The following is a 21,523-nucleotide window of genomic DNA, read 5'->3' as shown; positions in this document are numbered from 1 at the left end:
AAGGAGACTCGCACATGACCGAACACGCCCAACGCGTCCAGCCCGCGATCGTGGTCCGCGACGCCTACAAGCACTACGGCGACTTCGTCGCACTCGACCACGTCGATTTCGAGGTGCCCACCGGTTCGCTGACGGCATTGCTGGGACCCAGCGGTTCGGGGAAGTCGACCCTGTTGCGCACGATCGCCGGGCTCGACCAGCCGGACACGGGAACGGTGACCATCAACGGCCAGGACGTCACTCACGTGCCGCCGCAGCGGCGCGGTATCGGTTTCGTGTTCCAGCACTACGCGGCGTTCAAGCACCTCACCGTGCGCGACAACGTGGCGTACGGCCTGAAGATCCGCAAGCGCCCCAAGGCCGAGATCAAGGAGAAGGTCGACGACCTGCTGGAAGTCGTTGGGCTGAGCGGCTTTCAGACGCGTTATCCAAACCAGTTGTCCGGTGGGCAGCGTCAGCGCATGGCGCTCGCGCGGGCCATGGCCGTCGATCCCCAGGTACTGCTGCTCGACGAGCCGTTCGGAGCGCTGGACGCCAAGGTGCGCGAGGACCTGCGGGCGTGGCTGCGGCGCCTGCACGACGAGGTGCATGTCACCACGGTGCTGGTAACCCACGACCAGCAGGAGGCGCTGGACGTGGCCGACCGGATCGCCGTGCTGAACAAGGGCCGCATCGAACAGATCGGTTCGCCCGGAGAGGTCTACGACTCGCCCGCCACCGCATTCGTGATGTCGTTCCTGGGCGCCGTTTCCTCCCTCAACGGCGTCTTGGTCCGCCCGCACGACATCCGCGTCGGCCGCACGCCAGACATGGCCGTCGCCACCGCCGACGGCACCGCGGAATCCGCCGGCGTCATTCGTGCGACGGTCGACCGCGTGGTGATGCTCGGCTTCGAGGTGCGGGTCGAATTGACCAGCGCCGCAACCAAAGCCCCGTTCACCGCCCAGATCACCCGCGGTGACGCCGAGGCGCTCGCGCTCAAGGAGGGCGACACCGTCTACGTCCGGGCCACCCGAGTGCCGCCGATCACCGGCGACACCGCCGCTCCCCAGCACGCGAGCGGCGGCGCCGAGCAGGACGCGAGCACGCTGAACGTCGGCGTGAACTAGGGGACGCGCCGGATTTCATTGCAGTACGTGTCCCGCGCGAAGCTCGTCACCGTCGCCGAGTTCCTGGAGCAGTTCTTCATCGATGGGGGCGCGGCCCAACCGATTATGGCCGCGTCGCCTATGTCAGCACCGACGGAGGCACGACGGCGCCGCCGCCTGACGGCAAAGTCAGGCCGGCCAAAGTGCTGCGAGTGGAACTGAGCTCCGTCGAGCCCCTACCGGAGGCGGCGATTTAAGCCGCCCCTGGTTTCTCTTCGTCGTCGTCTTCGTCGGGGGTGAGCATTTTTTCGGGGTGGTGGTAGGTGTTGGTTCGGGGTTGGCCGTGGTCGAGGTGGGGTGGGGGGATCCATTCGGTTTCCCCGCGGGCGTTGGTGCGGGTGGTCCAGCCTTTCTCAGCGAGGCGGTTGTCGGGTCCGCAGGCCAAGGTGAGGTCGTCGATGTCGGTGCGGTGGGTCTTGGTCCAGCCGGTGACGTGGTGGACCTGGCTGTGGTAGGCCGGGGCGTCGCAGCCCGGCCGGGTGCAGCCGCGATACTTGCCGTACAACATGATCCGCTGCGCGGGGGAGGCCAGCCGCTTGGTGTGATACAGCGCCAGCGGCTTGCACCCGTCGAAGAGGGCCAGGTAGTGGTGGGCGTGGCCGGCCCAGCGGATCACATCCGACATCGGCACCAGGCTGCCCCCGCCGGTCAGGGCTTTGCCGGTGGCGGCCTCCAGCTCCTGCAGGGTGGTGGTGACCACGATCGTGACCGGAAGGCCGTTGTGTTGGCCCAGCGTGCCCGAGGCGAGCAGGCCGCGCAGCCCGGCCAACAGGCCGTCGTGGTTGCGCTGCGCCGCCGAGCGGGTGTCGCGGCGCACCGCGTCCTCGTCGGGGGTGTCATCGACCAGCGGCGCCTCGTCGTCGGGATTGCAGGCCCCGGGGGCGGCCAGCTTGGCGAGCAGGGCTTCGATCGCGGCCCGCAATTCCGGGGTGATCAGTCCGGTGAGGCGAGACATGCCGTCGACGTCCTGCTTGCTCAGGGTGATGCCGCGTTTGCGGGCGCGTTCGGCGTCGGTGTAGTCGCCGTCGGGGTGTAGCCAGTCCAGGATGCGGTGGGCGTATTTGGCGAGCTCGTCGGGGCGATACCCGGTGGCTTTGGCGGCCAGGTCGGCGTCGGCGGCCTGGCGGACGAAGACGTCGACCTCGGCGGGCAGGTGGGCGAAAAAGCCGCGGATGACCTTGATGTGCCCGTCGCCGATCGAGCCCTCGCGCTGGGCGGCGGCGGTCGCCGGCAGCGGCGGGGGCAGCGGTTGCCCGGTCAACGTGCGCCCTGGTCCGAGGTCGTCGGCCTCGCCGATGCGCCGGCCCGCTTCGGCCTTGGTGATCCGCAACCGGTTGGCCAGGCTCGCGCACAGGGTGCCGCCGAGCTCCGCGTCGCTGGATTGGGCGGCCAGCTGATTGATCAGGGCGTGCTGCGGTGAGCGCAGCCGCCGGGTCTCGCGCTCGAGTCGCTCGAGGTAGACCAGGCGTTCGGGGCAGGTCACCGCGTCGTAGGAATGGCCGAGGATGCGCGAGACCACCTCGCCCAAGGCGGCGTAGTCCGCCTCAATCACATCCCGGTCACTCGAACTCATGTTCGGAACACTACGACCGCACGCCGACAAAACTCGTCGGCGTGGGACTAGTGAAGCAAAAGTGCCACACGGGGTTTCACGCGATCAGGCGGCGACGCGCTGTACCGCCACCTGATCGAACCGGCTCAGCACGGTCTCGGCGACCAGTCGGTGCGCGCCCAGCGGAGCCGCCATCTCGATGCCGGCGGTATCGGCGAAGCGCCGCACCCGGTCGGGCAACAATCCCGGCGCCAGGAACCACGGCGCGACAACCACGCGACGGGCGCCCCGCCGGCGCAGGGTGTCGACCGCCTCGGCGAGCGAGGACTCCGGACCGGTGGCGAACGCCGTCGTCGCGGCCGCCCACCGCGTGCCCGCCAAAAGCCTCGACGCCACCTGCGCTGTCCGCGCGTTAGCCGCGCCGTCGGACGAGCCGATGGCCGCCACAAGGACGCCGAGCGTGTCGTCGAGCCGGGAGACGCCCACTTCGGTCACCCTCTGCCGCGCCACCGACACGAGCCGGTCGTCCTCACCGAGCACCGGCGCCTGTCGCACTCGGCCGAAACCGGCAGTCTGCCTGGGAATGTCGACGCGCGCGTGATAGGCGTGAGCAAGCAGCAACGGTGTCACCACCGCATCACCCGAAACCTCCGCGAGCGCGTCGCCGAGAGATGGCGAGTTCAACTCGCAGAACGCAACCCGCACATCGAGGCCGGGGCGCATGCACGCCACCCGGTCGGCGATGGCCCGCGCGTTGTCGGCCGATCGTGGATCTCGGCTTCCGTGCGCGGTGAGCAGCAGAGTGGTCACGACGCGTGCAGCCCGCATTCCGTCTTGGAGTGCCCCTGCCACCGCCCGCTGCGCGGGTCGGCTCCGTCGACGGGCTTGGCCGTGCAGGGCGCGCAGCCGATGGATGGATAGCCCTCGTAGACAAGGGGATTCACCAACACATCGTGCTCGTCGATGTAGTTCTCCATGTCCTCGTCGGTCCACGTCGCGATCGGGTTGACCTTGACGAGCTTGTAGCCCTCGTCGAAGCTCACGATCGGTGCGTTGGCGCGGGTCGGCGAATCGGCCCTGCGCAACCCGGTCACCCAGGCGAAGTAACCGCGCAGCGCCTTACCCAGTGGGGCGACCTTCCGCAGCCGGCAGCACTCGCTGGGGTCCCGCGCGAACAGGTCCGTGCCCAGGAGCCTGTCCTGCTCGGCCACGCTGTGTTCCGGCGTGACGTTGACGACTCGGATGTCGTAGACGGACTCGATCGCATCGCGCGTGCCGATCGTCTCGACGAAGTGGTAGCCGGTGTCCAAGAACATCACCGGCACCCCGGGCCGCACCTTGGCGGCCAAATCGATCAACACGGCCTCCTGCATGCTGGACGCGACCACGTAGTTGCACGTCGCCCAGCCGCGCGGCCCGTTGAAGCCGCCGAAATTCTCGTCGGTCCAACGCAATATGTCGGTAGCGCTGGCCCCCTCGAGCTCCGCGGCCCCGCGGGCGGCCAGCTCGCGTAATTCGTCTTCGGTTGGCCTCGTGACGGTTTCGCTCATCGCAGGTCGTCCTCCCCGGCCCGAAGGGCCCATTGGGCAAAACGCTCACCCTCGTGGCGGTGCTTGATGAAGTTGCGCACCACCCGGTCGATGTAGTCGGCCAGCTCGTCGCTGGTGACCTTGTGCTGCCGCAACTTTCGGCCGAAGCCGCTGTCCAGGCCGAGGCTGCCACCCAGGTGCACCTGGAAGCCCTCGACGGAGCCTCCGTGGCCGTCGTCGACCATCTGTCCCTTGAAACCGATGTCGGCGACCTGGATCCGGGCACACGAGTTGGGGCAGCCGTTGATGTTCACGGTGATCGGCACGTCGAGCCGGGAGTTGATGTCTTCGAGGCGACGCTCGAGCTCAGGCACCAAAGACTGCGCCCGAACCCGAGTTTCGGCGAACGACAGCTTGCAGTACTCGATTCCCGTGCAGGCCATCAGGTTTCGCCGCCATTGCGACGGCTTGGTGTGCAGACCGAGCGCTTCGAGGCCGGTGATGAGCTCGTCGAGCTTGTCGTCGGGGACGTCGAGGATGACGAGCTTCTGGTAGGGCGTGAAGCGGATGCGGTCCGATCCGGCTCGCTCGGCCAGGTCTGCGACCGCCGAGAGGATGGTGCCCGACACCCGCCCGGCGATCGGCGCGGCGCCCACGGCGTTCAGGCCGTTTTTGGTCCGCTGCACGCCGACGTGATCGATCGGGTGCTTGACGGGCTCGGGCGCCGGACCGTCGATCAGGGCCCGTTTCAGGTACTCGGTCTCGAGCACCTCGCGGAACTTCTCCACGCCCCAGTCCTTGACCAGGAACTTGAGCCGCGCCTTGGCCCGCAGCCTCCGGTAGCCGTAGTCGCGGAAGATGGACGTCACCGCCGCCCATACCTCGGGCACCTCCTCGAGCGGCACCCAGGCGCCGAGCCGCTGGCCCAGCATCGGGTTGGTCGACAAACCGCCCCCGACCCACAGGTCGAGGCCCGGGCCGTGCTCGGGATGGTTGACGCCGATGAAGGCGATGTCGTTGACCTCGTGCACGACATCCTGCAACCCCGAGATGGCGGTCTTGTATTTCCTCGGCAGGTCGGCGAAGTCCGGCTTGCCGATGTAGCGACGGACGATCTCGTCGATCGCCCACGTCGGGTCGAGCACCTCGTCGAGCGACTCGCCCGCCAGGGGTGAGCCCAAGATCACACGTGGGCAGTCGCCGCACGCTTCGGCGGTCTGCAGCCCGACCGCGTCGAGGCGCCGCCAGATCTCGGGGACGTTCTCCACCTCGATCCAGTGGTACTGAACGTTCTCGCGATCGGAGATGTCGGCCGTGTCGCGGGCGAATTCGGTCGAAATCTGACCGAGAGTGCGCAGTGCGGCCGTCGACAGGTGGCCGCCGTCGCAGCGCACCCGCATCATGAAGTACTTGGCTTCCAGCAGGTCGGCGTTCTCGTCGCCGGTGTACGAGCCGTCGTAGCCCTGCTCGCGCTGGGTGTAGAGGCCCCACCACCGGAATCGGCCCCGCAGATCGCTCTTCTCGATGCTGTCGAAGCCTTCTTTGGCGTAGACGGTCTCGATGCGTTCCCGCACGTCAAGCGGCGCGCCGGCCTGCTTCATCTCTTCGTTGGGGTTCAGTGGCTCGCGATTGCCCAGCGCCCACTGGCCCTCGCTGCGGCCCTTGTTGTTGGCCCCAGCGGGACGTGCTGTGGTCATTGAAGCGGTTCTCCTTCGCAAACGTTGCTGGGCCTGGACGCGCGGCACACCGGTATCGGGTCGGCGGCGCAGATCCGACGCCAGCTGATACAGGTGGGCGGGTCTACGAGATCAGGACAGACAGCAACAGCTGCAGACACGCTTGAGATCGATGTGCCGCCGCGAAACCAGCGCAGTGCGCAGGTTGGACGGGGCGGCAATCACGGGGCCCATTCTGCCATGGATGCGCGGCGCGGATCCAACCAGGTCAAACTTGCCCTCACGCTGAGTAAAACTCGACGCCAAGCCTGGGTGTTTCGGCCAACAAACCCGCGAAAGGGCTGGGAGCCGGCCGCGCGTGGGAAGATTTGGCATGACCCTCAGCCAGGCTCCGGTCGAGCTGCCAGCCCTGGATCCCACCGCGGACCGGCCGTTCGGCCTGTATCTTCACGTGCCGTTCTGCATCACCCGCTGTGGCTACTGCGACTTCAACACCTACACGCCGGCCGAGCTGGGGGGCGTCAACCCGGACGCCTGGATGCTGGCGCTGCGCACGGAGCTGGAACTTGCGGCCGCCCGCTTGAACGGGCCGACGGTGAACACGGTGTTCGTCGGCGGCGGGACGCCCTCGCTGCTGGGCGGCAAGCGGGTGGCCACCCTGCTCGACATGGTGCGCGAGAACTTCGTGCTGGCGCCCGACGCCGAGGTCACGACGGAGGCGAATCCCGAGTCGGCGTGGCCCGACTTCTTCGAGGCGGCCCGCGCGGCGGGATACACCCGCGTGTCCCTCGGCATGCAGTCGGTGTCGCCGCGGGTGCTGGGCGTCCTCGACCGAATCCACACGCCGAACCGGTCGGCGGACTCCGCCCGCGAGGCGTTGGCCGCGGGGTTCGAGCACGTCAGCCTCGACCTGATCTACGGGACGCCGGGGGAGACGGACGACGACCTCCTGCGGTCGGTCGACACGGCGATCGAGACCGGCGTCGACCACGTGTCCGCGTACGCCCTGGTGGTCGAGGAGGGCACCGCGCTGGCACGGCGGGTGCGGCGCGGCGAGCTCGCGGCCCCCGACGACGACGTCCTGGCGCACCGGTACGAATTGGTCGCCGCCCGCCTGTCCGAGGCCGGCATGAGTTGGTATGAGGTGTCCAATTGGTCACGCCCGGGCGGTGAGTGCCGGCACAACGTCGGCTACTGGGACGGCGGTGAGTGGTGGGGCGCCGGACCCGGGGCGCACGGCTACGTCGGCGCGACCCGCTGGTGGAATGTCAAGCATCCCAACGGCTATGCGGAGATGCTGGAACGCGCGACGCTGCCGGTCGCGGGCTTCGAGCGGCTCGATGCCGACGCCATGCACACCGAGGACGTGCTGCTGGGAATCCGCCTGCGTCAAGGCCTTCCGCTGGACAGGCTAAATGCCGCCGAACGCGAACGCGCGATGACGGCGGTCTCAGACGGCCTGCTGGTGTCGGAGGGCGACCGGCTGGTGCTCACGCCGCGCGGCCGGCTGCTGGCCGACGCGGTGGTGCGCTCGCTGCTGGGCTAGCCGGCGATCGCGAGCGCGGCGAAGCCGGGGGAAGCGGGTCGCCGGCCTCAAACCTAGCCCCGGCTCAAACGCCCGGAAACCAGTGCGCCACCAAGCGATTGAACTCGACATACAGCGGAATGCCGACGGTGACGGTGTAGGAGAACGTCAGGCCGAGCGACGCCGCCAGTGGCAAGGTGGGGCTGGCCTCCGGAATCCCCATGCGCTGCACAGCCGGGACCGTGATGTACGACGCGGCGCCGCACAGCACCGCGAAGAGCACGTAGGTTCCCGGCTGGAAGTGCGTGTCGGTCAGGTATGCGTAGCCATACCCGACCAGAATCCCTAGCGCCCCAAACACATTCGGCGCCAGTAGGGCGAAGAAGATGAACCCGCCGCCGGCGGACCGGAGGTCGCGCAGCTTGCGTGACGCCGTCATGCCCATCTCGAGCAGGAACAGGCACAGCACACCCTGGAAGGCCGCGACGAAGAGCTCGTTCTGATCGTGCACCACCTTCTGCCCCTGCAGCGCACTGACGAAGCCGATGGCGATGCCCCCGACGAGCAGAATCAGCCCGGGGTTGAGGAACACCTCCTGGAGGATCGCCCGGGAGAACAGCGGTACTTTCGTCGGCGTCCCGGCGGGTGCGCCCGGTTCGCCGTACCACCCGGGATGTTCGCGCTTCTCCAGTGAGAACTCGAGTTCTTCCTCGACACCGCGCTCGTCGGGGTCGTCGAGCCCGGCACGGGCGGCGCCGGGTCCGATCTTGGCGGGGGCGGTGTAGCCCGGCTCGTCGGGCATGAACCCCGCCTCGTCCATTCCCCGGTGCCGAAGCCGGGCCACCAGATACAGGGCCAGCAGGCAACCGGGAATCTCCATGAACGCCAGCGCAACCGGCATGTAGGCGTCGAAGGCGATGCCGACGCTTGTCAGGAACGCCACGCACGTGGCGAAGGTGCCCGCTGAGTCGGAGCCGTAGTATCCGGCGACCGTCGCCCTGTCGACACTCCGGAGGCGGGTCAGGTATTTGAGCATGACGTACGTCAGCCCGCCGATCACGAAGTTCAGCACGAACCCAAGGGCGACGAACCCGGCGATGTTGTCGATGTCCGCCGGCTTGATCTTGGCGAGTTCCTCGCCACCCTGCCAGCCGATGGCCACCAGGAGATACATGGTGAGCCCCTGGTAGATCACGTAGGGAAACTCGAACCGCACCTTGAGGATCGGGATGAGGAAGCCGAAGTAGAAGAACAGCAGCAGCGGCTTGAAGAGGTTGTGCGTGAAGTTCTGCCAGAACTCGTGGATCATCCGCGGGTCCCAGGAATTCAGTTCTGCGACGAGGGCAGCAGCAGGCGGCAGGGGGCGTCCACGAACACCCATAAACTGTGAGGACTCAGCCCCCCGGCGTCAACCCGCTTTTACGAAGAATTAACAAGCGGCGCGGGCGGTTTGATGTGATGTCTGTTACTCACCGGCGGTGGGCGCCGCGGTGCCGACGGCGCCCACCGGTGTCAGAACCAGTGCGTCACCAGGCGGTTGATCTCGATGTACAGCGGGATTCCGATGGTGACGTTGTACGAGAACGTCAGACCGAGGGACGCTGCCAACGGCAACGTCGGACTGGCCTCGGGTATCGCCAGCCGCTGCACGGCCGGTACGGCGATGTACGAGGCCGCGCCGCACAGCACCGCGAACAGGATGTAGGTGCCCGGCTTGAAATCGGCGTCGCTCACCGACGCGTACATGTGGGCCACCAGAATGCCAAGCGTCGCAAAGATGTTCGGCGCCAACAGGCCGAAGAAGATGAAACCGGGACCGGCGGTCCGCAGGTCCTTGAGCTTGCGGGAGGCGGTCATGCCCATCTCCAGCAGGAAGAGGCAGAGCACCCCCTGGAACGCCAACACGAAGAACTTGTCGTCGTCCGCGACCACCTTCTGGCCCTGCAAGCCACTGATGAGGCCGATGAGGATGCCGCCCATGAGCAGCACCAGGCCCGGGTTGAGGAACACCTCCTGCAACAACTCCCGGGAGAAGATCGGCATGCGCTTGGGCTTGCCGATGGCCGGCGTGTGGTCGGGCTCCCAGTTCGGGTGTTCGAGCTTTTCCATCGAGAGTTCCAGCTCTTCCTCGATGCCCCGAGCGTTCTCGGCGTCTAGGCTCTCGCCCGGCTGGGGCCGCGCGGCGGTCCCCGGGCCGATGCCGACCCGCACCGGCGGCTTGTACCCGGGCTCGTCGGGCATGTAGCCGGCTTCGTTGAGACCGCGATGACGAAGGCGCGCAACGAGATACAGCGCCACGAGGCAGCCGGGGATCTCCATGACCGCGAGCATCACCGGCATGTAGGCGTTGAACGCAATGTTGACGGCCGCCAGGACGGCCACGCAGGTCGCGAACGTCCCGGCGGAGTCCGACCCGTAGTAGCCGGCGACCGTCGCCCGGTCGACTCTTCGCATGGAACTCATGCGGCCCAGCAGCAGGTAGGCGAGCCCGCCGATCACGAAGTTCAGCACGAAGCCCAGGACGACGAACCCGGCGATGGTGCCGATCTCCTCGGGCTTGATCTTGGCGAGCTCCTCACCGCCGTGCCAGCCGATGGCCAGCAACAGGTACATCGTCAGACCCTGATAGATGACGTAGGGAAACTCGAACCGCACCTTGAGGATGGGGATGAGGAAGCCGAAGTAGAAGAACAGCAGCAGCGGTTTGAACAGGTTATGGGTGAAGTTGTGCCAGAACTCTTGCAGCATGGGGGTGCCCCTCTCGAGCGATCCGGTGATCAGGGGAAGCACCCTCCGCAATGGGGGAAACCGCGACCATCCCGTTGATCGTGGAGAAATGTAAACCCGCCGATCTTGCGTCGCCACTCCAAAACAGGTGCCGAAACATAGTGGTAACCCCGGCTGCACCGGAATCGCTCGGTTCCTGAAAACCCGTGGTCAACGCGGCGCTGGTAGCGGCGGAATTTCTTGCGAAAGTTTGGAAGCTCTGTGACTTATCTGTGAATTACCTGGCTGTGGATTGTCTGGTGTGTCGAGGGTGAATGGCCCTCGCCGAATTGCCGCGATGGTGGCGGCGCGGGCACCGAGGGAGGCTGGGACGGCGGGGTAAGGAAGGTTAGGCTACATTTACTAACCGTGACCGATCTCAGGGCGGATCCCAGCGCCACCGGCTCCGTGTCACCGCCCATCGCGCTGCCCGGTCACATCGATCCGGCCGATCTGGCCGCTTCCCTCGCGGCGGCACTGCCCGAGCGGTCAGGCGACGAATATCTGCTCTACGAGCACGGCGACCAGTGGGTGCTGGCCAGCGGTGTGCGGGCGATGGTCGAGCTGGACAGCGACGAGCTCCGGGTGATCCGCGATGGGGTGACGCGCCGCCAGCCGTGGTCGGGACGTCCGGGATCGGCGCTCGGTGACGCCGTCGACCGCCTGCTGTTGGAAACCGACCAGCTGTTCGGGTGGGTCGCCTTCGAATTCGGCCTCTACCGCTACGGGCTGCAGCGCCGGCTCGCCCCGGGCACCCCACTGGCACGGGTCTTCTGGCCCCGCAGCCGGATCGTGGTGACCCCCGGCGCGGTTCGGTTGTTCGACGGGCCCGCGACCCACCGCGACGCGGTCCTCGACCTGATCGCCAACGGCCCGCCGGAAATTCGCGGCAGCGGCGCGGTGGACGTCGGGGCCGACGCGTCGGGTTACCGAGACCGGGTGGCGACGGCCGTTCGCGAGATAAGCGCGGGCCGCTACCGCAAGGTGATCCTGTCCCGTTGTGTGCCAGTGCCATTCGAGCTCGACTTCCCCTCCACCTACCGGCTGGGCCGCCGGCACAACACACCCGTGAGATCCTTTCTGCTGCGGCTGGGGGCGACGCGCGCGCTCGGCTACAGCCCCGAGCTCGTCGCGGCGGTCGCGCGCGACGGCGCCGTCGTGACCGAGCCGCTCGCGGGCACCCGCGCGCTGGGCCGTGGCGCGGTCCGCGACGGCCGGGCGCGCGAAGACCTGCAATCGGACCCCAAAGAGATTGTGGAGCATGCTATTTCGGTACGCAGCTCGCTGCAGGAGATCACCGAGATAGCGCAACCCGGCACGGCCGCGGTCACCGACTTCATGACGGTGCGCGAGCGGGGCAGCGTGCAGCACCTCGGCTCTACCGTCTGCGGGCTTCTGGACCCGGCGGCCGATCGCATGGACGCGCTGGAGGCACTCTTTCCGGCGGTCACCGCGTCCGGCATCCCCAAGGCGGCCGGGGTCGAGGCGATCCTGCGTCTGGACGAGGCGCCGCGCGGGCTGTATTCCGGCGCGGTCGTGATGTTCTCGGCCGATGGCGGCCTGGACGCGGCGTTGACGCTGCGCGCCGTGTACGAACGCGATGGCGCGACGTGGTTGCGCGCCGGCGCCGGGATCATCGCCGAGTCGCGGCCCGAGCGCGAGTTCGAGGAGACCTGCGAGAAGCTGTCGACGCTCGCGCCGTACCTGATTCCGGCCGACAGCAGTTGGTGAGTCGTCGGCCGTCGAATCGGCCGCGCGTACGCTGGCGTGTCTGTCCGACGGTGCCGACTTGCGCCGATATGTTGCGCGTACCGTTTCGACCAATCCGGGGAGGCACCTTGTGTTGACGAGCGTGACCGACCTGGAGTTGTTCACCGAGCTCGAACCGGTGGTGGAGCGCCTGCTCAACCGCCACCTGTCGATGGCCAGGGAATGGAACCCGCACGACTACGTTCCCTGGTCGGAAGGCAAGAACCTATTCGTTGCGGACGGCCGCGCCTGGGCGCACGAGGAGAGTCGGCTCTCGCCGCTCGCCCGCGTGGCGATGGTGCAGAACCTGCTCACGGAGGACAACCTGCCCTCCTATCACCGCGAGATCGCCATGAATTTCAGCATGGACGGACCGTGGGGACAGTGGGTGAATCGGTGGACCGCCGAGGAGAACCGGCACGGCACGGCGCTGCGCGACTACCTGGCCGTTACGCGGGCCGTCGACCTCGTGGATCTCGAGAAGCGCCGCATCGAGCAGATCACGCGGGGCTTCAGCCCCGGCCAGAACCAGCAGGGCGACGTGTTTGCCGAGACGCTGTTCGACGCGGTCGTCTACGTCTCGTTCCAGGAACTCGCCACCCGCGTCGCGCACCGCAACACGGGGAAGGCGTGTGGCGACGTCGTCGCCGACCAGCTGCTCGCCAGGGTGTCGGCCGACGAGAACCTGCACATGATCTTCTATCGCGACCTAACCTCCGCGGGTTTCGACATCGCGCCCGACGAGGTGATGAAGTCCGTGCACCGCATCCTTCGGAACTTCAAGATGCCGGGCTTCACGGGGCCGGAGTTCCGCCGCAACGCCGTGATCATCGCCGTCGGCGGCGTGTATGACCCGCGCATCCACTTGCACGAGGTCGTGCTGCCGATGCTCAAGCAGTGGCGCGTGTTCGACCGCGAGGACATCCGCGGCGAGGCCGCACGGTTGCGCGACGACCTCGGCGCGTTGATCGAGGAACTCGGCCGGGCCGGCGACAAGTTCGACGAGTCCAAGCGCCGCTACATCGAGCGCGAGGCTCGCCGGAGCGAGAAGGCCACGGCCGCCGCGCGGTAGTCACTGCCACGTCGGGCCCACCGTGCCGACGGCCCTGCTGAGTCGCTTGCGCCCGCCACGGCCTGGTGATTCCGGTCTCGATTCGGGATCGACGCTCCCCGAAGGGACTTTAGGCCCTAGTTCGTCGCGTCCCCGCGTGTCAGCTTGATGTAACCGGATGACACAGATACATTGCCTGTTACTTACCGCTACACATAGCTGGGAGAACCACGTGTCCAAGGACCTGACCGATCTGCAGCTACTCCACGAGCTCGAGCCGGTGGCCGAGAAACTCCTCAACCGCCACCTCGCGATGTTCAAGGAGTGGAACCCCCACGACTACGTCCCGTGGTCGGACGGCAAGAACTACTACGCCCTCGACGGCCAGGACTGGGAGCCCGGGCAGTCCCGCATCCCCGACGTGGCGCAGGTGGCGATCGTGCAAAACCTGCTGACAGAGGACAATCTGCCGTCGTATCACCGCGAGATCGCGATGAACTTCAGCATGGACGGCCCGTGGGGCCAGTGGGTGAACCGCTGGACGGCGGAGGAGGCCCGGCACAGCACCGCGCTGCGCGACTATCTGGTGGTCACCCGCGCGGTGGACCCGGTCGAGCTCGAGAAGCTTCGCCTCGAGCAAATGACGAGGGGCTTCAGCCCGGGCCAGAACCACCAGGGCGACATGTTCGCTGAGAGCCTGTTCGACTCCGTCATGTACGTCTCGTTCCAAGAGTTGGCCACCCGGGTGTCGCACCGGAACACCGGCAAGGCGGCGAGCGACCCGATCGCCGAGCGGCTGATGGCTCAGGTGTCGCACGACGAGAACCTGCACATGATCTTCTATCGGGACGTCAGCGCCGCGGGACTCGACATCGCGCCCAACCAGGCGATCAAGTCGGTGCACAAGATCCTGCGCAACTTCAAGATGCCCGGCTTCACGGTGCCGGAGTTCCGTCGTAAGGCGGTGATCATCGCCGTCGGGGGCGTGTACGACCCGCGGATCCACCTCGAGGAGGTGGTGATGCCGGTCCTGCGGAAGTGGCGCATCTTCGAACGGGAGGACTTCACCGGCGAGGCCGCCTGGATGCGCGACGACCTCGCGCTGCTGATCAAGGAACTCGAGCAGGCCGGCGAGAAGTTCGAGGAATCCAAGCAGCGTTACCTGGAGCGCGAGGCGCGCCGGACCGAGCGGATCACGGCGAGCAAGGTCCTGAAAACCGAAGGGACGCTGACGCTTAGCGGGCGGTAGCGGCCGCCGGGGCCTGCCGCAGCGGGCGCGGCCGCACCAGCGTGGGCCACCAGAACCACGGCCCCAGGATCCTGATGATGCACGGCACCACGAACGAGCGCACGATCAGCGTGTCGAGCAGTAGCCCGATGCACACGGTGGACCCCACCTGGCCGATGGTCCTGAGATCGCTGGTGAGCATCGCCAGCATGGTGAACGCGAACACCAGGCCGGCGGACGTCACCACGCCGCCGGTGCTGCCCAGCGCGCGGATGAGACCCGTGTGGATCCCGGCGTGCAGTTCCTCTTTCACCCGGAGGATCAGGAGCAGGTTGTAGTCCGAGCCCACCGCCACCAGGATGATGAACGTCAGCGGAAGTATCAGCCAGTGCAGGGGCAGGCCGATGAGGTGCTGCCAGACGAGGACGGACAGACCGAACGCCCCGGCGTAGGAGAAGGCCACCGTCGCGGGGATGACCACGGCCGCCATCAGGCTCCGCGTGAGGAACAACATGATGAGGAAGATCAGAACGAACGCGGCGATCCCCACGATGAGCAGATCGGATGCGGCATATTGCTTGATGTCCTTGTTGGTTGACCCGGAACCGCCGATATAGACCCTCGCACCGGCAAGCGACGTCTCTTTCAGAATCGTCGTTATCGCCGCCGGGAACTGCTCGACGTGCTGCACGCCTTCGGGGCCGTTTGCGTCGCCCTCGTGGGTGACGATGACTCGAGCGGCTTTGCCGTCCGGCGACATCAGCAGCTGCATACCCGTCTTGACGTCCTCGTTGTCGAAACCCTCGTGGGGGATGTAGAAGAAGTCGTCGCTGCGGGCGCGGTCGAAGTCGAGCCCCACGTTGACCAGGTCGTCGAAGGTCTGGTCCGTCTGCGTCGACTGCAGAGCCGATTGGCCGTAGCTGCTCAGCAGCAAGTTCGACAACTGCTCGGTGTCGTCGGCCGTCAGTTTGAGTTGGGTGATGACTTGGGGCAGGAGCCTGTCCACGGCCTCCAGGGAGGTCTTGGCATCGGTAATGTCGTCGGCCAGCTTGTCGATGTTGTCGAGCCCATCGAACAGGGATCGGAACGTCCAGCAGATCGGGATGTCGAAACAGTGCCGCTCCCAATAGAAATAGCTCTTCACCGGACGGAAGAAGTCGTCGACGTTCGACAGCTCCTGTCGGAGTTCCTGGGTGACCTTCTCCAAATCCTCGACGGTGAGCACCGTGCTGTGCAGCTCATCCGAGATCTGCTGAAACACGGTGATCTCCTTGCGCAACACCTCCACGGAGTGCACCTGAATCTGCGCCTGCTGAGCGGTATTCGCGTTCTGCTGCTGGCTGAAGGGCAGCTGCTGACCGTTGCCGCCTCCCTGGGTGGTGAACAGGTAGGGGATCGTGGCGTGTTCCAGGGGGCGGCCCAGGGGCCGGGTGATGCTCTGCACCATCGCAACGCCGGGAAGGCGAACGAGCGCCTTGGCCGCCCGGTCCAACGAGATGAAGTCGGCCGAGTTGCGCATGTCGTGATCGGTCTCGATCATCAGCATCTCGGAGAACAGCTTGCTCTTCGGGAAATGCCGGTCGGCCGCCGCGAAACCCAGGTTGGCGGGTGAATTGTGCGGCTGGTATTGACGGTCGTCGTAATTCTGTCGATACGTCGGCACGAAGACCGCGCCGAACATGACGGCGGCAGCACTGGTCACGAGGATCGGCACCGGCCACCGGACCACGCTCGTCCCGATCCGCCGATAGAGGTGCGCCTTGGCCGAACGTCGGGGGTCGAACAGGCCGAACAGGCTGCCCACGGTCAAGAATGCCGGCCCGAGCGTCAGCGCGGCCGCGATGGTGAACATCATGGCGATGGCTACGGCCGGCCCCATGGTGTGGAAGTAGTTGAGTCGCGCGAAAGTCAAGCAGTAGCACGCCCCCGCGATGGTCAGGCCCGAGCCGAGGATCACCGGCGTCACGCTCTTGTACGCGGTGTAGAACGCCTCCTCCTTGGTCTCGCCGGCCTGCCGGGCCTCGTGATAGCGGCCCATCAGGAAGATGCCGTAATCCGTCCCCGCTCCCAGGGTCAGCGCGACGACGATGTTCACCGCGAACGACGAGAGTTCGATGTATCCCAGATGCCCGAGGGTTGAGATGACTCCCTTCGCGACCAGCATCTCGAACAGGACACCCGCCAAGGGCACGAAGAGGGTGACGATCGAGCGGTACACCAACAGCAACATGGCGATGATGAGGAAGATCGTCACGATCGTGATGTCGTTCAAGCTCGAATTCGCGATGGTCACCGTGTCGGAGGCGAGCGGGGCCGCGCCGCTGACATAGACCCTGAGCCCGGGCGGCGGCGCGTCCTTGGCCACGACATCCCTTACGGCGGCAACGGATTGGTTCGCCTGCATCTGGCCGATGTCGCCCGCGAGGCGCAACAGCACGTATGCGGCCTTGCCGTCGAGGCTCTGCGCCCCCGCGGCGGTGAGCGGCTTGCCCCACAGATCCATGACGTACTGCACGTGCTTGGGATCTTGCTTGAGCCGGCGCACCAAATCGTCGTAGTACTGGTGGTCCGCGTCCCCCAGCGGCCGATCGGCTTCGAGCACAAGCATGGCCAGGCTGGTCGAATTCGACTCGCGGAACTTCGCGCCGATGGCCAGCAACGCCCGCTGCGACGGGGCGTAGTGCGGGACAACCGGGCCTGCGAGTTCTTCCGCGACCCGCTCCACTTGCGGCATGAAGGTGTTCGTCGACACGGCAAGGAGGCCCCAGAACGCGATGATCGGTATCGCCAGCATGCGGACCATTCGTGGGACGAAGGGTCGTTTCGTCCGAGGCTCCGCCCGATGCTCGGTCATGCGGATTTCACCAGGCAGAAGACGTGCGCATCCTGGTGGTCGTCGGATTGTTCCGCGCGGACAACACCGTTCACCAGCATCCGGCAGCCGACTTGACCGCCGTGCACCTGGGCCGAGATGCTGCCGGACACCACGGTGAGCGTCGTGGTCTCGGTATGCGACCACGGCAACGCGGTCAGGTCCACGCGATGCGGATGCGCGTTGACGTCGAGGTAGACCAGCATCCCGCCCTCGCCGAGGGAGCCAAACAACTCGTACGTGAGCTGCTTGGGAGTGGTCTGCTCGGGCGCAGCCGGGCCATTGACCGTGATGACGGGCGGGGGAGCGGAGAACTGGTGCACCTTCCACATGCCGATTGCCCCCGCCCCGATCATGACGACGGCGACCAACGGCATCCAGGTCCGCTCCAGGACAGTCCTGGCAGTCCAGCGACGACTCACTCGACCACCTCCCCGCAGCAGGTCCCGGTACCCGGCGTTGTCGCCCGGCCTGTCATCACCTGAGTGCTGATAGTAGACGACCACGTACCCAATGGACAGTCGGCGGTGCGAAGATCTCCGGCCCGCGGTCGCACCGCGCGCTCACTGGGGTGCCGGCGTCGTCATCTGCCGGTGACCGCACCAGGGATCCCGGACCGTCAAGCCATTTTCCGAAGGCGCCTCTTCAATCGCACGCTCCGGAGAATCTGCGTGGTGAGGTTCATGGAGGCCAGCATGGGGAACACGCCGAGGAATGTCCGCTCGGACGGTGTGGCTCCGTGCAGATGGTAGAGACTGCCGAACACGTAGAAGCAGCCGATCGAGAACAAAGCCCCGGGGATGCACAGCGCCAGCGGGGAACTGCGGTCGGCAACGATTCGCTTGGCGTACTCGAGTTCATCCTGCGACATCGGCTCGCGCTTACGCACTTTGCGCGTAACGGTTTTGGCGCTTCCGATTTCGTCGCTCATCGGAGTAGAGGGTCGGTCGCCAAGCCGTTTCACGTAGACGGCAGCGACAGTAGCGAACACCAGTGCACTCGCCAGGGCGATCACGGTCAGTAAGCCGAACAATGCTGAATTCACCGTCGCCTCCTTCGCAACACCGTTGAAACTAGCACCCGGCGGACCCGATTTCTCGGCGTGCCCGAATGCCGCAGCCAAAGCTGTTGCCGCTCAACCTGATTGACAAGACGTTCAGCGAGGAGGTGGCGCCACGTGCCGGGCGATCGCCTTCTTGTCGACCTTGCCGATCGGGGTCGTCGGCAATGCCGGCAGCGCGACCAGCATGTCGGGGCGCGCGTGTGCGGCCAGCCCGCGCGCGTCGAGGTGGGCGTTGAGTCCCGCGAGGGTGACCGGCTCGCCGCCGAATACCACGGCGGCGCAGATTTTCTCGCCCAGATAGGGATCCGGGATCGCGACCGCGGCGGCGGACGAGATCGCCGGGTGGCTCAGCAGGTGCTCCTCGAGGTCCGCGGCGGCGACCGTTTCGCCGGCGCGGCAGATCACGTCTTTGACCCGGCCGGTCACCACCAGGTAGCCGTCGTCGCGGCGGCGCACGAGATCGCCGCTGCGGTAGAAGCCGTCGGGGTCGAAGGAGCGTTCGTTGTCGCGCCGGGCCCGAAAGTAGCCGTTGACCGTGTAAGGCCCGCGAACCAGGAGCTCGCCCTCCTCGCCGGGTGGCACCGGCCGTCCTTCGCCGTCGACGATGCGCAGTTCGTCGTCCGCGCACAGCGGTCGTCCCTGCGTGTTCTCGACGAGGTCGGGCGGGTCGCCCGGGCGGGTGAAGCAGAGCAGCCCCTCGGCCATGCCGAAGACCTGTTGCAGGCCCGGCGTCAGTGTGGCCCGCACCAACCGCGCGTCCTCGGGCTCGAGGCGCGCCCCGCCAACCTGCAAGAGCCGCAATGACTTCGGAGTCACCGGCTCCCACTCGCACGCCTGCGCCCACAGCTTCGCCAGCGCCGGCACCAGCGCCGTGACCGTCACGCGGTGCCGCGCGATGGCGGCGAAGGCGGCCTCCGGGCTGGGGTCGGTGCCGAACACGGTCGTCGCGCCCGCGGTCATCGCGCCCAGCAGCCCCGGGCAGGCGAGCGGGAAGTTGTGGCCCGCGGGCAGCACCGCGAGGTAGACGTCGTCGGGGGTGAGTCCGCACAGCCGGGCGGTGGCGGTCGCGTTGTAGAGGTAGTCGTCGTGGGTGCGGGGGATCAGCTTCGGGACGCCGGTGGTTCCGCCCGACACCAGGAGCAGCGCGGGTGAGGCCGTGTCCACCGTGGTGTCGGGCACCTGCGCCTGCGGCTCTTCGACCACTTCCGACCACGCCGTGAACGGCCCGGGGTCGCCGTCGACGATCACATGCCCGAGGGGCGGGAGGTCGCGCGCCATCGCCCGATAGTCGAAGCCGCCCGAGGTGTCCGCGATGATCAGCCCCGTGGCCTCGCTGACCACGGCGAAGTGCGCCAGCTCCGCCGCCCGATGGCCGGGCAGGCACATCACCGGTATCGCGCCGGCCCGCAACAGGCCGAACAGTGCCTCCGCGAACCGGCACCCGTTCGGCAGCTGCAGCAGCACGCGGTCGCCGGCGCGGATGCCGAGCGCGCGCAACCCGCGGGCGGCGCGGTCCGCTTCGGCGTCGAGCTCGGCGTAACTCATCCCGCGTCCGGTGGCCGCGTCGAGCACGGCGATGCGCCCGGGCCAATTCCTCGCCGCATCGGTCAGCACCGTGTGCAGCGCCCGCCCCGACCAGTAGCCGGCGGCGCGGGGAGCGCCGGCGCGCCCGGCGGGGAACGGGACGAAGCCCGCCGGCGGCGGGCGGTCCGGGGTCATCGGGCTCCTTTGCCGGGGTGTGGTGGCGGGGCGGCCACGGTCAAGGATAGGGTAACCAAAATTAGGGAAGCCTGTGCTAATTCAGGGAGGTGCGTGGTGCATGCCCCGGCGTGCGCGGAGGACATCCGTGCCGAGGTAGCCGAGCTGCTGGGCGTGGACGCCGGCGCCGTCCACCCGGGCGGCAACCTCATCGGTCAGGGCCTGGACTCCATCCGGATGATGACGCTCGCCGGTCGCTGGAGGAGGCGGGGCGTCGCCGTCGATTTCGCGACGCTGGCGGCCGCGCCGACGATCGAGGCCTGGACCGCCCTGGTGGCCGCCCGACCGTCCCGCGAGGACGACCCCGCGCCCGAGATCGCGCCCGTGAGCGCGCCGGACGAACCGTTCGCGCTCGCCCCCATGCAGCACGCGATGTGGGTCGGCCGCCACGACCGGCAGCGGTTCGGCGGCGTGGCCGGGCACCTCTACGTCGAATTCGACGGCGGCCCGCTCGATCCGGGCCGCCTGCGGGAGGCGGCGACGGCGCTGGCGCTTCGCCACCCGATGCTGCGCGTGCGGTTCCTTCCCGACGGCACCCAGCGGATCGCCGACCCGGCGCAATGCGGCGAATTCCCGGTCGGTGTGGAGGACCTGCGCGACCACCCCGACCCCGACGGGCGCCTGGCCGACATCCGCGACGCCAAGTCCCACCAGCAACTCGACGGCGCGGTGCTCGAACTCGCGGTGACGCTGCTGCCCGGGGAGCGCGCGCGGCTGCACGTCGACCTCGACATGCAGGCCGCCGACGCCATGAGCTACCGCACCCTGATGGGCGACCTCGCCGCGCTGTACGCCGGGCGCGACCTCCGCGAGTTGGGCTACACCTATCGCGACTACCGCGTGGCCGTCGAGGCCCGGCCGCACCCCGTGCGGGAAGCCGACCGCGACTGGTGGTCGCGGCGCATCCCGGACCTGCCCGACCCGCCCGCGCTGCCCGCGACCGGCGGGATCTCGCGCCGGAGTTCGCGCCGCTGGCGGCGGCTGGACCCGGCCACCCGCGACGCGCTGTTCGCCCACGCCCGGGCCCGCGGCGTCACGCCGGCGATGACGCTGGCCGCCGCGTTCGCCAACACCCTGGCGCGCTGGTCGACCACCCCGCACTTTCTGCTGAACGTGCCGCTGTTCGGGCGCGAGGCGCTGCATCCCGACGTCGACTCGCTCGTCGGTGACTTCACCTCCTCGTTGCTGCTCGACATCGACCTGCGCGGGGCCACGACCGCCGCCGCGCGGGCGGACGCCGTGCAGGGCGCTATGCGGACGGCCGCCGCCCATTCGGCGTATCCCGGGCTGTCGGTGCTGCGCGACCTCAGCCGCCACCGCGGCACGCAGGTGCTGGCACCCGTCGTCTTCACCAGCGCGCTGGGCCTGGGCGAGCTGTTCGGCGCGGAGGTCACCCGCGAGTTCGGTGTCCCCGCGTGGATCATCTCCCAGGGCCCGCAGGTGGTGCTGGACGCGCAGGTGACCGAGTTCGACGGCGGCATCCTGGTGAACTGGGATGTGCGCGACGGCGTCTTCCCGCCGGGGGTGGTCGACGCCATGTTCGACCACCACATCGACGAGGTGCTCAGGCTAGCCTCCGACGGCGACGCCTGGGACGCCCCCGACC

General features: G+C 67.7%; 17 protein-coding genes. 6 read left to right on the top strand and 11 right to left on the bottom strand.

Annotated elements, in window-relative coordinates; translation table 11 throughout:
• Nucleotides 1-14 precede the first annotated feature (14 nt).
• Nucleotides 15-1,109, top strand: coding sequence for a sulfate/molybdate ABC transporter ATP-binding protein (locus tag GPY60_RS22115; protein WP_156689836.1), 1,095 nt, complete (start codon nucleotides 15-17; stop codon nucleotides 1,107-1,109).
• Between the two features lie 232 nt (nucleotides 1,110-1,341).
• Here GPY60_RS22115 and GPY60_RS22110 read toward each other — a convergent pair whose 3' ends face one another.
• The 5 genes from GPY60_RS22110 to GPY60_RS27780 form a co-directional block, all read right to left on the bottom strand.
• Complete coding sequence (locus tag GPY60_RS22110; protein ID WP_156689835.1) at nucleotides 1,342-2,721, bottom strand: HNH endonuclease signature motif containing protein; 1,380 nt, start codon at nucleotides 2,719-2,721, stop codon at nucleotides 1,342-1,344.
• Between the two features lie 84 nt (nucleotides 2,722-2,805).
• The gene (locus GPY60_RS22105; protein ID WP_231639779.1) at nucleotides 2,806-3,528 is read right to left on the bottom strand and encodes a sirohydrochlorin chelatase; all 723 of its coding nucleotides are present in this window, start codon (nucleotides 3,526-3,528) and stop codon (nucleotides 2,806-2,808) included.
• The gene (locus GPY60_RS22100; protein WP_156689833.1) at nucleotides 3,507-4,250 is read right to left on the bottom strand and encodes a phosphoadenylyl-sulfate reductase; all 744 of its coding nucleotides are present in this window, start codon (nucleotides 4,248-4,250) and stop codon (nucleotides 3,507-3,509) included. The genes GPY60_RS22105 and GPY60_RS22100 overlap by 22 nt, the downstream gene beginning before the upstream one ends.
• Complete coding sequence (locus GPY60_RS22095) at nucleotides 4,247-5,926, bottom strand: nitrite/sulfite reductase (protein WP_156689832.1); 1,680 nt, start codon at nucleotides 5,924-5,926, stop codon at nucleotides 4,247-4,249. The genes GPY60_RS22100 and GPY60_RS22095 overlap by 4 nt, the downstream gene beginning before the upstream one ends.
• A gap of 111 nt (nucleotides 5,927-6,037) precedes the next feature.
• Nucleotides 6,038-6,139 carry an Ms4527A family Cys-rich leader peptide gene (locus GPY60_RS27780; RefSeq protein ID WP_370462787.1) on the bottom strand — a complete coding sequence of 34 codons (102 nt, stop codon included), beginning with the start codon at nucleotides 6,137-6,139 and terminating at the stop codon, nucleotides 6,038-6,040.
• Between the two features lie 139 nt (nucleotides 6,140-6,278).
• Here GPY60_RS27780 and hemW point away from each other — a divergent pair, with 139 nt between their 5' ends.
• Nucleotides 6,279-7,451: a radical SAM family heme chaperone HemW gene (hemW, locus tag GPY60_RS22090; RefSeq protein WP_156689831.1), complete on the top strand. Its 1,173-nt coding sequence runs from the start codon at nucleotides 6,279-6,281 to the stop codon at nucleotides 7,449-7,451.
• A 64-nt stretch (nucleotides 7,452-7,515) separates the two neighbouring features.
• Here the strand turns inward: hemW and GPY60_RS22085 are convergent, their stop codons facing one another.
• Together GPY60_RS22085 and GPY60_RS22080 are read right to left on the bottom strand one after the other, a co-directional pair.
• Nucleotides 7,516-8,739, bottom strand: a complete 1,224-nt coding sequence (locus GPY60_RS22085; RefSeq protein WP_156689830.1) for a sodium-dependent bicarbonate transport family permease — start codon at nucleotides 8,737-8,739, stop codon at nucleotides 7,516-7,518.
• Between the two features lie 203 nt (nucleotides 8,740-8,942).
• On the bottom strand, nucleotides 8,943-10,178 hold the full coding sequence (locus GPY60_RS22080; RefSeq protein WP_156689829.1) for a sodium-dependent bicarbonate transport family permease: 1,236 nt from the start codon (nucleotides 10,176-10,178) through the stop codon (nucleotides 8,943-8,945).
• A gap of 426 nt (nucleotides 10,179-10,604) precedes the next feature.
• Here GPY60_RS22080 and GPY60_RS22075 point away from each other — a divergent pair, with 426 nt between their 5' ends.
• The 3 genes from GPY60_RS22075 to GPY60_RS22065 all read left to right on the top strand — a co-directional run bounded on the left by GPY60_RS22075 (nucleotide 10,605) and on the right by GPY60_RS22065 (nucleotide 14,245).
• Complete coding sequence (locus GPY60_RS22075) at nucleotides 10,605-11,927, top strand: salicylate synthase (RefSeq protein WP_370462790.1); 1,323 nt, start codon at nucleotides 10,605-10,607, stop codon at nucleotides 11,925-11,927.
• A 112-nt stretch (nucleotides 11,928-12,039) separates the two neighbouring features.
• Nucleotides 12,040-13,017: an acyl-ACP desaturase gene (locus GPY60_RS22070; protein ID WP_370462789.1), complete on the top strand. Its 978-nt coding sequence runs from the start codon at nucleotides 12,040-12,042 to the stop codon at nucleotides 13,015-13,017.
• A gap of 211 nt (nucleotides 13,018-13,228) precedes the next feature.
• Complete coding sequence (locus tag GPY60_RS22065) at nucleotides 13,229-14,245, top strand: acyl-ACP desaturase (RefSeq protein WP_156689826.1); 1,017 nt, start codon at nucleotides 13,229-13,231, stop codon at nucleotides 14,243-14,245.
• Here GPY60_RS22065 and GPY60_RS22060 read toward each other — a convergent pair.
• The 4 genes from GPY60_RS22060 to GPY60_RS22045 all read right to left on the bottom strand — a co-directional run bounded on the left by GPY60_RS22060 (nucleotide 14,232) and on the right by GPY60_RS22045 (nucleotide 19,878).
• Nucleotides 14,232-17,078 carry an MMPL/RND family transporter gene (locus GPY60_RS22060; protein WP_197283784.1) on the bottom strand — a complete coding sequence of 949 codons (2,847 nt, stop codon included), beginning with the start codon at nucleotides 17,076-17,078 and terminating at the stop codon, nucleotides 14,232-14,234. The genes GPY60_RS22065 and GPY60_RS22060 overlap by 14 nt on opposite strands.
• Nucleotides 17,075-17,473 (bottom strand): MmpS family transport accessory protein, encoded by a 399-nt coding sequence (locus GPY60_RS22055; protein ID WP_156689845.1) that lies wholly within the window; start codon nucleotides 17,471-17,473, stop codon nucleotides 17,075-17,077. The genes GPY60_RS22060 and GPY60_RS22055 overlap by 4 nt, the downstream gene beginning before the upstream one ends.
• 242 nt (nucleotides 17,474-17,715) lie before the next feature.
• Nucleotides 17,716-18,141, bottom strand: a complete 426-nt coding sequence (locus GPY60_RS22050; protein WP_156689825.1) for a hypothetical protein — start codon at nucleotides 18,139-18,141, stop codon at nucleotides 17,716-17,718.
• A 111-nt stretch (nucleotides 18,142-18,252) separates the two neighbouring features.
• Nucleotides 18,253-19,878 (bottom strand): (2,3-dihydroxybenzoyl)adenylate synthase, encoded by a 1,626-nt coding sequence (locus tag GPY60_RS22045; protein WP_156689824.1) that lies wholly within the window; start codon nucleotides 19,876-19,878, stop codon nucleotides 18,253-18,255.
• A gap of 93 nt (nucleotides 19,879-19,971) precedes the next feature.
• On the opposite strand from GPY60_RS22045, the gene GPY60_RS22040 reads away from it, so the two are divergent.
• Nucleotides 19,972-21,523: condensation domain-containing protein (locus tag GPY60_RS22040; RefSeq protein WP_231639778.1), on the top strand; the 1,552-nt coding region annotated here is incomplete at its 3' end.

The sequence above is a fragment of the Mycobacterium sp. Marseille-P9652 genome (assembly GCF_902652685.1).
GTDB lineage: Bacteria > Actinomycetota > Actinomycetes > Mycobacteriales > Mycobacteriaceae > Mycobacterium.
This window is presented reverse-complemented; position numbering and strand designations above follow the sequence as displayed.

Coding starts and splice junctions, on each gene's coding strand:
- GPY60_RS27780 (WP_370462787.1), bottom strand. CDS start 6,139: ATGGGCCCCGTGATTGCCGCCCCGTCCAACCTGCGCACTGCGCTGGTT.
- GPY60_RS22060 (WP_197283784.1), bottom strand. CDS start 17,078: ATGACCGAGCATCGGGCGGAGCCTCGGACGAAACGACCCTTCGTCCCA.
- GPY60_RS22110 (WP_156689835.1), bottom strand. CDS start 2,721: ATGAGTTCGAGTGACCGGGATGTGATTGAGGCGGACTACGCCGCCTTG.
- GPY60_RS22045 (WP_156689824.1), bottom strand. CDS start 19,878: ATGACCCCGGACCGCCCGCCGCCGGCGGGCTTCGTCCCGTTCCCCGCC.
- GPY60_RS22055 (WP_156689845.1), bottom strand. CDS start 17,473: ATGCCGTTGGTCGCCGTCGTCATGATCGGGGCGGGGGCAATCGGCATG.
- GPY60_RS22115 (WP_156689836.1), top strand. CDS start 15: ATGACCGAACACGCCCAACGCGTCCAGCCCGCGATCGTGGTCCGCGAC.
- GPY60_RS22095 (WP_156689832.1), bottom strand. CDS start 5,926: ATGACCACAGCACGTCCCGCTGGGGCCAACAACAAGGGCCGCAGCGAG.
- GPY60_RS22105 (WP_231639779.1), bottom strand. CDS start 3,528: ATGCGGGCTGCACGCGTCGTGACCACTCTGCTGCTCACCGCGCACGGA.
- GPY60_RS22100 (WP_156689833.1), bottom strand. CDS start 4,250: ATGAGCGAAACCGTCACGAGGCCAACCGAAGACGAATTACGCGAGCTG.
- GPY60_RS22085 (WP_156689830.1), bottom strand. CDS start 8,739: ATGATCCACGAGTTCTGGCAGAACTTCACGCACAACCTCTTCAAGCCG.
- hemW (WP_156689831.1), top strand. CDS start 6,279: ATGACCCTCAGCCAGGCTCCGGTCGAGCTGCCAGCCCTGGATCCCACC.
- GPY60_RS22080 (WP_156689829.1), bottom strand. CDS start 10,178: ATGCTGCAAGAGTTCTGGCACAACTTCACCCATAACCTGTTCAAACCG.